Raw genomic sequence first — 13,368 nt, forward strand, 5'->3', positions numbered from 1 at the left:
TGAATGTATTGACCATTTTTAAGGGGACAAAACATGCGTTTACTTCACACGATGCTGCGCGTCGGCGATCTGCAACGTTCTATTGATTTTTACACCAAAGTGCTGGGCATGAAGCTGCTGCGCACCAGTGAAAACACCGAATACAAATACTCTCTGGCGTTCGTCGGCTACGGTGAAGAGAGTGACGAGGCGGTGATTGAACTGACCTATAACTGGGGCGTCGATCACTACGACCTCGGTAACGCTTACGGTCATATCGCCCTGAGCGTGGATAACGCGGCTGAAGCCTGCGAGCGCATTCGTCAGAATGGCGGTAACGTCACTCGTGAAGCCGGCCCGGTCAAAGGCGGCACGACCGTGATTGCTTTTGTTGAAGATCCGGACGGTTACAAAATCGAACTGATTGAAGAAAAAGACGCCGGGAAAGGTCTCGGTAACTGATTCCTGCCGGGCGCAGTAACTTTCTGCGCCCGTAGTTTTACTGCATCACTCCGCTTTTTTTGGCATAATGCGCGCTGCAATTTTTCCGTACTAAGAGACCCTGATGTCCGATAACGCTCAACTTACCGGTCTGTGCGACCGTTTTCGTGGTTTCTATCCTGTCGTCATTGATGTTGAAACGGCCGGATTTAACGCCAAAACCGATGCGCTGCTTGAGATCGCCGCCATCACGCTGAAAATGGATGAACAAGGCTGGCTGATGCCGGACAGCACGCTACAATTCCACGTGGAACCGTTTGAAGGCGCGAATTTACAGCCCGAAGCGCTGGCCTTCAACGGCATCGACCCGTCTAACCCACTGCGCGGCGCGGTCAGTGAATATGACGCCCTGCATGCCATTTTCAAAATGGTCCGCAAAGGTATTAAAGACAGCGGTTGTAGCCGCGCTATCATGGTTGCCCATAACGCGACATTTGATCATAGCTTTATGATGGCTGCAGCCGAGCGCGCCTCGCTCAAACGCAACCCTTTCCATCCGTTCGTGACATTCGATACTGCTGCGCTGAGCGGGTTGGCCCTGGGACAAACGGTACTCTCCAAAGCGTGCCTGGCGGCTGGCATGGAGTTTGACGGTACTCAGGCGCACTCAGCGCTGTACGATACCGAGCGCACCGCCGTGCTGTTTTGTGAAATAGTCAACCGCTGGAAGCGTCTGGGCGGTTGGCCGTTACCCCTGCCTGAAGAATCCTGATTTAAAGGGCCTGATAACGCGATTTATCAGGCCCTGCCTCACCCTCGCCAACACTGTATATTTGACCAGTATCAATACAGCCCGCGCATTTCCCGCTATTCTTTAAAAGTGTCTTGATCCGTCAATACCGCAAAAGGGACAGGGAACATGTCAGCAAAAAATGCGCCGCCTCCGCTGCCGGATATTTTCTCGCAGGCGACACGCGACTGGTTTACCTCAGCATTTCAGCACCCCACACCGGTGCAATCGCAAACGTGGTCGGTTACCGCGGCGAATCAGCATGCATTGGTGATCGCCCCGACCGGTTCGGGGAAAACGCTTGCGGCATTTCTCTATGCGCTGGATCGCCTGTTTCGTGAAGGTGAGGAAAAGCAGGCGACGGCCCCCTGCGCCAAAGAAAAGAAAATCACCCGGATCCTCTATATTTCCCCGATAAAAGCCCTGGGTACCGATGTCCAACGTAACCTGCAAATTCCCCTTCATGGAATTAGCGAAGCACGCAAGAACTGTGGTGCAACAGAAGTCGCCATCCGGGTGGGTATTCGCACGGGAGATACGCCGCCACAGGAGCGTGCAAAGCTCACTCGTCATCCGCCCGATATTTTGATCACCACGCCGGAATCGCTCTATCTGATGCTCACCTCCCGTGCCAGAGAGACTCTGCGCGGAGTTGAAACGGTGATCATTGATGAGGTGCACGCTGTGGCCGGTACAAAACGCGGTGCGCACCTCGCCCTCAGCCTCGAACGGCTGGATGCGCTTCTGGCACGATCGGCACAGCGCATCGGTCTTTCGGCGACCGTGCGTTCGGTGACTGAAGTTGCCGCTTTTCTGGGCGGCGATCGCCCGGTGACTGTCGTGAATCCACCCGCGACCCGTCACCCGGATATCCATATTGTCGCACCTGCCGCCAATCTCGATGACGTGCAGGCCGATAATCTCGACAGCAGCGAGGCCATTCACAAAGGCAGAGAAGGCTCCATCTGGCCGCGCATTGAATCCGCTATTCTCGATCAAATCCTTAGCCATCGCTCTACCATTGTTTTCACTAATTCACGCGGCCTGGCAGAAAAACTGACAGCCCGTCTGAACGAACTGTATCGCTCGCGACAACAAACGCGCCCGGAACCCCAGGCGGAACCGGTGCATTACGACTCGTTTACCGGTTCCTCCAGCAATCGGGTACAGGACGCCGCAGAATACATTGCCCGTTCGCATCATGGTTCAGTGTCTAAAGAGCAACGGGCGGTGACGGAGCATGCTCTGAAATCGGGTGAACTTCGCTGCGTGGTCGCGACGTCAAGTCTGGAACTGGGGATCGACATGGGCGCGGTCGATCTGGTGATTCAGGTGGCAACGCCCCTTTCCGTTGCCAGCGGCCTGCAGCGGATCGGGCGGGCCAGTCATCAGGTTGGTGGCGTATCAAAGGGGCTGTTTTACCCACGAACCCGACGGGATCTGATTGACTCTGCCGTCATTGTCGAGTGTATGTATGCCGGGCAACTGGAAACGCTGACGCCGCCACGCAACCCGCTGGATATTCTGGCGCAACAGACCGTTGCCGCCGTATCAATGGATCCCGTCAATGTTGATGACTGGTATGCTCTCGTGCGCCGGGCTTCTCCGTGGAAAGATCTGCCGAGAAGCGCGTTTGACGCCACGCTGGATATGCTGGCAGGACGCTATCCTTCTGGCGATTTTGCGGTATTCAGACCGCGTATTATCTGGAACCGAGAAAGCGGATTATTATCCGCCCGCCCTGGTGCTCAGCTTCTGGCGGTGACCAGCGGCGGAACCATCCCGGACCGCGGCATGTTCAGCGTACTGCTCCCCGAAGGGGATGAACAAGCCGGATCGCGGCGCGTGGGCGAACTGGATGAAGAAATGGTCTATGAGTCACGCGTCAACGACATCATCACGCTCGGTGCCAGTTCATGGCGTATTCAGCAGATTACCCGCGACCAGGTTATCGTCGTCCCGGCGCCCGGACGCTCGGCGAGACTCCCGTTCTGGCACGGCGAAGGCGTTGGGCGTCCGGCTGAACTGGGGGAACGCATTGGTGATTTTATCCATGCGATGTCCGAAGATAACGCAGAGCTGACGCTCTCCCCGAGACTGCGCGATGACAATGTTCTTTCGAATATCAAGGGATTAATTGCCGATCAGAAAAATGCCACCGGCGCACTCCCGTGGAGTCGTCATCTGGTACTTGAGCGCTGTCGCGACGAGGTCGGTGACTGGCGGGTTATTCTGCATTCTCCGTATGGCCGACGGGTGCATGCCCCCTGGGCGCTGGCAATTGCCGGACGTCTCCACGCGCAGTGGGGAGCAGATGCGTCGATTGTCGCCAGTGATGACGGGATTGTCGCCCGCATTCCGGATAGCGACGGCAAACTGCCTGATGCCGCCATTTTCCTGTTTGAACCGGAAAAACTGCTGCGAATAGTCAGGGAAGCCGTCAGCAGCACAGCGCTGTTTGCCGCCCGCTTCAGAGAATGCGCCGCCCGCGCCCTGCTGATGCCAGGCCGAACGCCAGGGCGCCGTTCACCACTCTGGCAGCAGCGTCTGCGCGCCGGCCAGCTTCTGGAAATCGCGGCGGGCTATCCTGATTTTCCTGTTATCCTGGAAACCGCCCGTGAATGTCTCCAGGATGTGTACGATCTTGACGCACTTGAGCAGGTCATACGCCGGTTGAACACCGGCGAGATCCAGATTTCTGAAGTCACCACGCTCACCCCCTCGCCGTTCGCCACCGATCTACTCTTCGGTTATGTCGCGGAATTTATGTACGCCACCGATGCGCCGCTGGCGGAACGTCGGGCTTCGGTACTGGCGCTGGACAGTGAACTTCTTGGCAACCTCTTAGGTCAGGGCGATCCACTGGAGTTACTCGACCCGGAAATTATCCGCCAGGTTGAAGATGAACTTCAGCGACGGGCGGCGGACAGAAAAGCTCAGGGTAAAGAAGGTATTTACGACTTATTGCGTGAACTGGGGCCAATGACCGTCGAGGATATTGCCGCCAGGCACGAGGGAACGCCCGCTGACATCCAGGGCTGGCTTGATGACCTTTCCGCTGACAAGCGGATTTTCCCGGTTATGATTGCTGACACGGCGCAGATGGCCTGCATGGACGATGCGGCCAGGCTTCGTGACGCGCTGGGTGTCCGCCTGCCCGCGACGATTTCGCCCGCGTGGCTACATCCGGTAAACGCGCCGTTGCGGGATCTCTTCTTGCGCTTCAGCCGTACTCATACCCTATTTACCGGCGCTCAGGTCGCACAGGCGTTCGGATTAGGGGTGGCCGTCGCCGATGACTTTCTGCGCCAGTTACGCGATGAAGGTGTTCTTATTTCGTTGCGTACAGGTACGTCATCCACGCCTGACGAAGCGTCAACGTGGGTGAATGAAGACGTATTTCACCGGCTGCGCATCCGTTCGCTGCATGCCGCCAGGGAAGCCACTCGCCCGGTCCCGGCGGCGAGTTATACCCGACTGCTGCTGGAACGCCAGGGACTTCTTTCACCCGCTGATGGCAGCCCGGCACGCCTTCCGGCGGTCTCCACAGGTACGCTCGAAGGAAGTGACGGTGTCACGAGAGTGATTGAGCAACTGGCCGGCGTCGGTCTGCCCGCTTCGTTATGGGAAAGCCAGATTTTGCCTGCTCGTGTTCGCGATTATTCACCGGATATGCTCGATGAGTTGCTGGCGACGGGTGAAGTTATCTGGTCAGGGCAAAAGAAAATGGGCGACGATGATGGACGGGTGGTGCTGCATTTGCGGGATTACCTGGCGGAAACGCTGTCCCCACCCACTGGGGACAGCGAGGCGCTTACAGACTTACAGCGTGCAATTTTAGACGTGCTCTCAGGCGGTGGCGCATGGTTTGCGCAACAACTCAGCACGTTGATTCAGACCCGGAAGCAAGGATCTGGCGGTGATGAGTGGATAACGCCAGCGATGTTACATGAGGCGCTTTGGGGGCTGGTCTGGCAAGGGTACATCACGACCGATATCTGGGCTCCATTACGTGGCTTGTCGCGCACGGTCGCCGCATCGCGCCAGCCGTCACGACGCTCGCCGCGTATGCGTCGTGGACGTCCGACCTATAGCGCCCCGCGCCTTCCGTCCACCACTATCCCGGTTTCTTACACCACCCCTGCACTGGCTGGACGCTGGTCACTGCTGCCCCGAGAGAAGCTAAATGATACCGAGCGGATGTTGGCCTGCGCGGAGAATATGCTCGATCGCTACGGTGTGATCGGTCGCCAGGCGGTGATTGCCGAGAATATCCCGGGGGGCTTCCCCGCCATGCAGACACTGTGCCGGAGCATGGAGGATTCGGGACGTATTCTGCGCGGGCGTTTCGTTGAAGGAATGGGCGGTGCACAGTTTGCCGAACGACATACCATCGATCGACTGCGCGATCTGAGCGCTTCAAATACTGAGACACAGGCATTTACGGCAGTGGCGCTATCCGCAAACGACCCGGCCAGTCCCTGGGGCTCGCTTTTGCCGTGGCCAGCGCATCCGTCATCTCTGGTTCCCGGCCGGCGGAATGGCGCATTTGTGGTGATTTCCGCCGGTGAATTGCGGCTATATCTCGCGCAGGGTGGGAAGAAGATGATGGTCTGGATGAAAGATGAAGAGACCCCGTCGCCAGAGATATTCAGGGCGCTGGCAAGTGCCTTACGCCGTGAACCGCGACTTCGTTTCACGCTGTCGGAAGTCAACGATAAACCGGTACGGCAAACCAGTCTGTTTACTCTGTTGCGGGAGGTTGGGTTTTCCAGTTCGCCACAAGGTCTGGACTGGGGGTAGGAAATCAGAAATAAAAAGGAGCTTAACCTGAGGCAGGAAAAGCTCCCCTTTTACCGTCTACTGATTACTCAGCATCAGATTCTTCAGATTTGTATTTTGCAGCGGTCTCTTTGATCAACTGCTGCAGTTCGCCGCGCTGGTACATTTCGATCAAAATGTCACAGCCGCCAACCAGTTCACCGTCAACCCACAGCTGGGGAAAGGTTGGCCAGTTTGCGTATTTCGGCAGTTCTGCGCGAATATCCGGATTTTGCAGGATATCCACATAGGCGAAACGCTCACCACAGGCGGAAAGCGCCTGCACAGCCTGGGCGGAGAAGCCGCAGCTTGGCAGTTTTGGAGAACCTTTCATGTACAGGAGAATCGGGTTTTCAGCGATCTGGCGCTGGATTTTTTCGATAGTGGTGCTCATTGTCTTGCTTCCTTAACTTCTTTTACGGCAGTCGTCTGACATTGTAGCGGTTCAGAGCGACATCGGAAAATAACATTTTCATTACGCTTTATTATTTTAACCTCTGAATACATAAGTTGCATTCGCAATAATTGTTTCCCCGCGGCATATTCCGAAGTGTGCGGCAAGTAACCAGATTTAGCTTTGGCTGCTGTTTTTTTTTGCACTCAATAACGAAACCGCATTTTTAACAATAAAAGCTATTAACTTTATTCGTTTCTATAGATTAGAATCATCAGGTTTTGTAAATCACACGCAGGTATGATTGCGACCTGCCTTAACAGAGGAATGCTCAGTGGCGCGGATAAACCGACTTTCCCTCACGCTCTGTGCTTTACTATTTACAACCATTCCCTTTATGCCGATGGCGCATGCGTCCAAGCAAGCCAGGGATACGGCTGGTCTTACGGATAGTAAGAAAACCAGCAACAAAAAGAAAAGTACGGCAACAGCGAAAAAATCGAATAAAACCAGTCAAAAAACCGTCAAGAAAACCACCAACAAAACCAACACGAAAACCGCCTCCTCTGCTAAGAAAAAACTCACCACTGCGGCAAAAACCAGCAAAACAGCCAGTCGCAAAGGAAAAACTGTTACTGCGAAAAAGACGGCCGCTGTCAGCTGGAGCGAAAAGTGCACCTCGCGTAAAGGGCACAAGCCGACGTGCGTAAAAGTTAAGAACATGGCGCCAACAAAGGTTGCGGATGCGCATAAAGTGAAAGTGCAAAAAGCGACCAGCACGGCGATGAACAAATTAATGAGTCAGATTGGCAAGCCGTATCGCTGGGGAGGTACGTCTCCGCGCACGGGTTTCGATTGCAGCGGTCTGGTTTATTACGCTTATAAAGATCTGGTTAAATTCCGTATTCCGCGCACAGCAAATGAAATGTATCACCTGCGTGATGCCGCGCCGATTGATCGGGGTGAATTAAAAAATGGCGATCTGGTGTTCTTCCGCACTCAGGGGCGGGGAACCGCCGATCACGTCGGCGTTTATGTCGGCAACGGCAAATTTATCCAGTCACCACGCAGCGGTCAGGAAATCCAGATAACGTCTCTCAGCGAAGATTACTGGCAACGCCACTACGTCGGCGCTCGCCGGGTCATGACGCCCAAAACCATTCGTTAAAACTTTACCCTGTTGTTAACGCAACAGGGTAAGTTCATCTTTTGTATAACCTTTCAATTTGCTACCCTATCCTTACGCACAATAAGGTTATTGCGCGAAATACTATTAATAATAAGGAGAGAAGCAATGTCGTTCGAATTACCTGCACTACCGTATGCCAAAGATGCGCTTGCGCCGCACATTTCCGCCGAGACGCTGGAATATCACTATGGCAAACACCACCAGACTTATGTCACCAATCTGAACAACCTGATCAAAGGCACCGCCTTCGAAGGGAAATCACTCGAAGAGATCGTGCGTAGCTCGGAAGGTGGTGTGTTCAATAACGCCGCTCAGGTCTGGAACCACACGTTCTACTGGAACTGCCTGGCACCGAATGCGGGTGGCGAGCCGACGGGCAAACTGGCTGACGCGATTGTCGCCTCTTTCGGCAGTTTTGCGGATTTCAAGGCGCAGTTTACCGATGCGGCTATCAAAAACTTCGGCTCAGGCTGGACCTGGCTGGTAAAAGGAAAAGAGGGCAAGCTGGCTATCGTTTCAACCTCCAACGCCGGTACACCGCTGACCACCGACGCCACGCCGCTGATGACCGTCGACGTGTGGGAACATGCGTATTACATTGACTACCGTAATGCGCGTCCTGGTTACCTGGAGCACTTCTGGGCGCTGGTAAACTGGGAGTTTGTCGCGAAGAACTTCGCCGCGTAAGAGAGATAACGCAGAAGGGGCACCCTTCTGCGTTTTTGCCCTGCCATTAACCTGCGACACACACCTGTTCAGGCTGTTTTCTCGCCGAGATGAACACCAACAACAGCGCCATACCTGCCACAATCGCGCCCATGACAGGAACAAAACTGTAGCCTAACCCACCAGAAATGACGGCCCCGCCCGCAGCGGCACCCAAAGCATTACCGAGGTTAAAAGCGCCGATATTCACGGAAGATGACAAACCCGGTGCTTCGTGAGCCACACGCATAACGCGCATTTGCAGCGGAGGAACCACCGCGAAGGTCGCTGCCCCCCAGACCACCATACTTATCGCCGCGCCCAGTTCATTCTGCGCCAACAGGGGAATAGCCAGCATAATCACCATCAGCAGCAGCAAGAAGCCCTTTAGCGTACCGTTAACCGAGCGATCGGCCAGTTTGCCACCCAAATAGTTACCTATGGAGAAGCCCACGCCGATCAGAACCAGCATTCCGGTCACAAAGGCCGGCGTGGCATGAGTGATGCTTTGCAGGACTGGCGATATATAGGTGTACAGCGTAAACATGGCCCCCGCCCCCAGTACCGTGGTAAGCAGAGCAGAAAGCACCTGGGGACGCATCAGTACCGCCAGCTCTTTTTTCACCTCCGGACGTGCCCCAGCCCCACCTTTCGGCAACGAGAAAAAGAGACTCAGCATCGAAATGACGCCCAAACCGGCCGTTGCCATAAACGACATCCGCCAGCCGATGGTCTCACCCAGCCAGGTTGCCGCCGGAACGCCGCCAATATTGGCGATGGTCAGCCCCATAAACATGGTCGCCACCGCGCTGGCCTGCTTGTGCTTCGGCACCACGCTGGCTGCCACAACGGAGCCCAGGCCAAAGAACGCGCCGTGGTTAAGGCTGGTCAAAATGCGTGACAGCATCAGTGTTGTGTAGTCCGGGGAAATGGCCGACAGCACGTTGCCAAGCGTAAAGATAGCCATCAGAAAAATCAGCGCATTGCGACGTCCGCGATGTGACAACAGCAGCGTCATTAGCGGTGCCCCGACCATCACACCGACAGCGTAGGCGCTGATTAGCATACCTGCTGCGGGAATAGACACATCGACGCCACGCGCGATGACGGGTAGCAGACCCATTGGCGAAAACTCGGTCGTACCGATGCCGAACGCGCCGATAGCCAGCGACAGTAAAGGATAATTAATTTTCATGCAGTGATGACTCCGGCTCTTCGCGTCGAGGCGCGATGCGTAACTAAGAGTCAAAAGCATGACATCAATCACAAAAAAAGAGAAGTTAACAAAAATACAAAAGACTTTTGCAGATTCAATAACAATATGGCGGGAGTGACGAGGGAGCAGAGACTCCCCCGACGGGAAATCAATGCAGTGCCGCTGTCAGACCGCCAGCAACGATTAAAGCCAGAACGATAAACGTAGTTACTAATGAAAATTTAAGATCGGTGCTCATCAACTTTTCTCCTTTTTATTCCCACACAAAAAGTGATATAGCGCATTTTTGCACACTTGCGTGCGAAAATCTCCCACGATTTAGCGTGATATGTGCTTTTAATACTTCCCCTTTTCGTTAAGATCAGCCAAAATTCGACGCTTACTTGATTAGCGTACCGGCCATTGACCCCTTCCTGATGCTCTGTTGCGTTTTCCCGGCATGCTGCAACCCTGACGTTGCGCACAGGATGAGTAAAGGCAAACGTTTACTTAGCATATTTGACTGTTCAGGTTGGGTCTGGAGTGAGATTTAATGGCAACAATTAAAGATGTAGCGAAGCGCGCAAACGTTTCCACTACAACCGTATCACACGTAATTAACAAAACGCGTTTCGTCGCTGAAGAAACACGCAATGCAGTGTGGGCGGCAATCAAAGAATTGCACTATTCCCCCAGCGCGGTAGCCCGTAGTCTGAAGGTGAATCATACCAAGTCTATCGGGTTGCTGGCGACCAGCAGCGAAGCCCCCTACTTTGCTGAAATTATTGAAGCAGTTGAAAAAAACTGCTTTCAGAAAGGCTATACCCTGATCCTCGGTAATGTCTGGAACAACCTGGAAAAGCAACGTGCCTATCTGTCCATGATGGCGCAAAAACGCGTGGATGGCCTGCTGGTGATGTGTTCCGAATATCCCGCCCCTCTGCTCTCGATGCTGGAAGAGTATCGTCATATCCCGATGGTTGTGATGGACTGGGGCGAGGCCAAAGCCGATTTCACTGATACCGTGATTGATAACGCCTTTGAGGGCGGTTATATGGCTGGCCGTTACCTTATTGAACGCGGACATCGCGAAATTGGCGTGATCCCGGGACTGATGGAGCGCAACACCGGCGCAGGCCGTCTGGCCGGTTTTATGAAAGCGATGGAAGAAGCGCTGATTAAAGTGCCTGAAAACTGGATTGTGCAAGGCGACTTCGAACCAGAATCCGGCTACCGTGCGATGCAGCAAATTCTGTCACAGGCGCATCGCCCGACAGCGGTTTTCTGCGGTGGCGATGTCATGGCAATGGGTGCCCTTTGCGCCGCTGATGAAATGGGTCTGCGCGTCCCTCAGGACGTGTCGCTGATAGGCTATGACAACGTGCGCAACGCCCGCTTCTTTACGCCAGCTCTGACCACCATCCACCAGCCGAAAGATTCACTGGGTGAGACGGCCTTTAACATGTTGCTTGACCGCATCGTCAATAAACGTGAAGAGTCACAATCCATTGAAGTTCACCCGCGTCTGGTTGAGCGCCGCTCTGTTGCCGATGGCCCCTTCCGCGATTACCGTCGTTAAGCCTCTTCTGCGGGAGCCTCGTCAGGCTCCCGCAACCATTCTTTGTTCAGCGTTTCGCTATCTCCCAGATAATCCAGCAGCCAGATTAGCGCAGGTGACATATCGTTCTGCTGCCAGGTCAGGCAACAGGCCGAATCCGGGAAGGGGTTTTCCAGATTCAGCGCCACCCACTGTCCTTTATTAAAATATGGCCTGGCAAAATGTGTCGGCACCATGCCGATACAAAGTCCGGCGCTGATGCAGGTTGCGGAGGATGCCCAATCCGGGACCACCACCCGCTTCTGGTTGTCCAGCAGCCAGGTCACCCGTTTCGGCAGAGTGCGGGAAGTATCTTCCAGCACCAGTGACGGCCAGTTGCGCAACGTATCATCGCTTAAGGGTCCACTCATGGCGGCCAGTGGATGTGTGCTGGCAACAACACAACACCAGCTCAGTTTACCCATATCGCGGAAGGTATATCGTCCGCCGACCGGGATCGCCTGGGTCGCACCGATAGCGAGTTCAACCCTGCCATCTGACAGCGCGTCCCAGACGCCATTGAACACTTCCTGAAAGACCAGCAGCTCTACGTCATCAAAGTGGCGATAGAAATCGACGATCAATTGCCGCGTGCGTTCCGGGCGCACGATGTTATCCACCGCGATGGGGAGTTGCCCCCGCCAGCCATTGGCGATTTGCTGACACTGCTGGCGCGTGATCTGCATTTTTTTGATGACAGAACGCCCTTCTTTCAAAAACCAGGCGCCTGCCGGGGTTAACACGACATCACGATGACGGCGTTCAAAAAGCGGGACGGCCAGCCACTCTTCCATCTGGCGAACCGTATAACTGACCGCCGAGGGTACCCGGTGCAACTCCTGGGCCGCGGAACTGAAACTCCCGTTGCGCGCCACGGCATCGACCACTTCCAGCGCATATTCTGACCACATAATCTGCCTACAAAATTTTTGAATGCAATAAACAAATATTAGCGTTTCACAAGCCGAAATTCACTCCCTACACTCTGCGCCAGTGTGATTAATCAAAAATTAGAGAACAACTATGCAACCTGGAAAAGGGTTTTTAGTCTGGCTGGCAGGACTCAGCGTGCTGGGTTTTCTGGCGACCGACATGTATTTGCCCGCTTTTGCCACCATTCAATCTGACCTGCAAACACCGGCATCTGCCGTCAGCGCCAGCCTGAGTCTGTTTTTAGCGGGTTTTGCCATCGCACAACTGCTGTGGGGCCCGCTCTCAGATCGCTACGGACGTAAACCGATCCTGCTGCTGGGGCTGTCTGTCTTTGCCCTGGGTAGTCTGGGTATGCTGTGGGTCGAAAGCGCAACCGGCCTGTTAGTTCTGCGCTTTATTCAGGCGGTGGGTGTCTGTGCAGCGACCGTCATCTGGCAGGCGCTGGTGACTGATTACTATCCTTCGCATAAAATTAACCGTATTTTCGCGACGATAATGCCGCTGGTCGGGCTGTCCCCTGCACTGGCGCCCTTATTAGGCAGCTGGATCCTGACTCATCTTTCCTGGCAGGCGATCTTTGCCACGCTATTTTTCATCACGCTGCTGCTGATGGTGCCTGCGCTGTTTTTAAAACCCAGCCCCCGGGCGCGTGACGACAGCAAGGACAAACTGACCTTCACCACCTTGCTGCGCGCAAAAGCGTACCGTGGCAACGTCCTGATCTACGCCGCCTGTTCTGCCAGCTTCTTTGCATGGCTGACCGGTTCGCCATTTATTCTGAGTGATATGGGCTACAGTCCGGCGGTAATTGGACTGAGCTATGTGCCGCAGACCATCGCTTTTCTGGTGGGTGGCTACGGCTGTCGCGCCGCACTGCAAAAATGGCAGGGTCAACAGCTCCTGCCCTGGCTGCTAGTTATCTATGCGCTGAGCGTAGTGGCAACCTGGGCGGCAAGCTTTATCCATCACATCACGCTTGCAGAGATCCTGATCCCCTTCTGCGTGATGGCGGTAGCCAATGGGGCTATCTACCCGATTGTGGTCGCTCAGGCGCTGCGCCCATTCCCGCAGGCGACAGGTCGTGCCGCTGCGCTACAAAATACTCTGCAATTGGGTCTGTGCTTCCTGGCAAGCCTGGTGGTTTCCTGGCTTATCAGCACACCGCTGCTGACCACGACCAGCGTAATGCTGTCGACGGTTGTCCTGGCGGGGCTGGGTTATAAGATGCAACTGCAGCAGTCAGAAACCAATGAACCTCAGACGGATCGCGAGATTGCCCACGGCGAATCCCATTGATATCACTCATAATCATCGTTAATTAGTC

General features: G+C 54.8%; 11 protein-coding genes. 7 read left to right on the forward strand and 4 right to left on the reverse strand.

Annotated elements, in window-relative coordinates:
* The first annotated feature begins 33 nt into the window (after positions 1-33).
* The 3 genes from gloA (at position 34) to QNN88_RS06000 (ending at position 6,013) form a co-directional block, all read left to right on the forward strand.
* Positions 34-441 carry a lactoylglutathione lyase gene (gene gloA, locus QNN88_RS05990; protein ID WP_414239410.1) on the forward strand — a complete coding sequence of 136 codons (408 nt, stop codon included), beginning with the start codon at positions 34-36 and terminating at the stop codon, positions 439-441.
* Between the two features lie 103 nt (positions 442-544).
* Entirely contained in the window at positions 545-1,192 is a 648-nt protein-coding gene (rnt, locus tag QNN88_RS05995) for a ribonuclease T (protein WP_414239411.1), read from the forward strand.
* A 147-nt stretch (positions 1,193-1,339) separates the two neighbouring features.
* Positions 1,340-6,013, forward strand: a complete 4,674-nt coding sequence (locus tag QNN88_RS06000; protein ID WP_414239412.1) for an ATP-dependent helicase — start codon at positions 1,340-1,342, stop codon at positions 6,011-6,013.
* A gap of 64 nt (positions 6,014-6,077) precedes the next feature.
* On the opposite strand, the gene grxD is transcribed toward QNN88_RS06000, so the two are convergent.
* On the reverse strand, positions 6,078-6,425 hold the full coding sequence (gene grxD / locus QNN88_RS06005) for a monothiol glutaredoxin 4 (protein WP_042319226.1): 348 nt from the start codon (positions 6,423-6,425) through the stop codon (positions 6,078-6,080).
* Between the two features lie 334 nt (positions 6,426-6,759).
* Here grxD and QNN88_RS06010 point away from each other — a divergent pair, with 334 nt between their 5' ends.
* Together QNN88_RS06010 and sodB are read left to right on the forward strand one after the other, a co-directional pair.
* Positions 6,760-7,593 (forward strand): C40 family peptidase, encoded by an 834-nt coding sequence (locus QNN88_RS06010; RefSeq protein WP_414239413.1) that lies wholly within the window; start codon positions 6,760-6,762, stop codon positions 7,591-7,593.
* 126 nt (positions 7,594-7,719) lie between these two features.
* Positions 7,720-8,301: a superoxide dismutase [Fe] gene (gene sodB, locus QNN88_RS06015; RefSeq protein ID WP_414239414.1), complete on the forward strand. Its 582-nt coding sequence runs from the start codon at positions 7,720-7,722 to the stop codon at positions 8,299-8,301.
* Between the two features lie 46 nt (positions 8,302-8,347).
* Here sodB and QNN88_RS06020 read toward each other — a convergent pair whose 3' ends face one another.
* The gene (locus QNN88_RS06020) at positions 8,348-9,574 is read right to left on the reverse strand and encodes an MFS transporter (protein WP_414239415.1); all 1,227 of its coding nucleotides are present in this window, start codon (positions 9,572-9,574) and stop codon (positions 8,348-8,350) included.
* Positions 9,575-9,683: 109 nt separating this feature from the next.
* Entirely contained in the window at positions 9,684-9,773 is a 90-nt protein-coding gene (locus QNN88_RS06025) for a YnhF family membrane protein (protein ID WP_086512609.1), read from the reverse strand.
* Positions 9,774-10,067: 294 nt separating this feature from the next.
* Here QNN88_RS06025 and purR point away from each other — a divergent pair, with 294 nt between their 5' ends.
* A complete protein-coding gene (gene purR / locus QNN88_RS06030; protein WP_414239416.1) occupies positions 10,068-11,093 on the forward strand; it encodes an HTH-type transcriptional repressor PurR in 1,026 nt (341 codons plus the stop codon).
* Here purR and punR read toward each other — a convergent pair.
* Complete coding sequence (gene punR, locus QNN88_RS06035; RefSeq protein ID WP_414239417.1) at positions 11,090-12,022, reverse strand: DNA-binding transcriptional activator PunR; 933 nt, start codon at positions 12,020-12,022, stop codon at positions 11,090-11,092. The genes purR and punR overlap by 4 nt on opposite strands.
* A gap of 112 nt (positions 12,023-12,134) precedes the next feature.
* Between punR and punC the strand changes: the two genes are divergently transcribed.
* The gene (punC, locus tag QNN88_RS06040) at positions 12,135-13,340 is read left to right on the forward strand and encodes a purine nucleoside transporter PunC (RefSeq protein WP_414239418.1); all 1,206 of its coding nucleotides are present in this window, start codon (positions 12,135-12,137) and stop codon (positions 13,338-13,340) included.
* The last annotated feature ends 28 nt before the right edge of the window (positions 13,341-13,368 follow it).

This window comes from Citrobacter sp. ANG330 (genome assembly GCF_047467925.1).
In the GTDB taxonomy this organism is placed as follows: Bacteria; Pseudomonadota; Gammaproteobacteria; order Enterobacterales; family Enterobacteriaceae; genus Citrobacter_A; species Citrobacter_A amalonaticus_G.

Bases quoted from the DNA above. Each gene is read 5' to 3' on its own strand.
- gloA (WP_414239410.1), top strand. From the start codon at position 34: ATGCGTTTACTTCACACGATGCTGCGCGTCGGCGATCTGCAACGTTCT.
- rnt (WP_414239411.1), top strand. From the start codon at position 545: ATGTCCGATAACGCTCAACTTACCGGTCTGTGCGACCGTTTTCGTGGT.
- QNN88_RS06000 (WP_414239412.1), top strand. From the start codon at position 1,340: ATGTCAGCAAAAAATGCGCCGCCTCCGCTGCCGGATATTTTCTCGCAG.
- grxD (WP_042319226.1), bottom strand. From the start codon at position 6,425: ATGAGCACCACTATCGAAAAAATCCAGCGCCAGATCGCTGAAAACCCG.
- sodB (WP_414239414.1), top strand. From the start codon at position 7,720: ATGTCGTTCGAATTACCTGCACTACCGTATGCCAAAGATGCGCTTGCG.
- QNN88_RS06020 (WP_414239415.1), bottom strand. From the start codon at position 9,574: ATGCTTTTGACTCTTAGTTACGCATCGCGCCTCGACGCGAAGAGCCGG.
- QNN88_RS06025 (WP_086512609.1), bottom strand. From the start codon at position 9,773: ATGAGCACCGATCTTAAATTTTCATTAGTAACTACGTTTATCGTTCTG.
- purR (WP_414239416.1), top strand. From the start codon at position 10,068: ATGGCAACAATTAAAGATGTAGCGAAGCGCGCAAACGTTTCCACTACA.
- punR (WP_414239417.1), bottom strand. From the start codon at position 12,022: ATGTGGTCAGAATATGCGCTGGAAGTGGTCGATGCCGTGGCGCGCAAC.
- punC (WP_414239418.1), top strand. From the start codon at position 12,135: ATGCAACCTGGAAAAGGGTTTTTAGTCTGGCTGGCAGGACTCAGCGTG.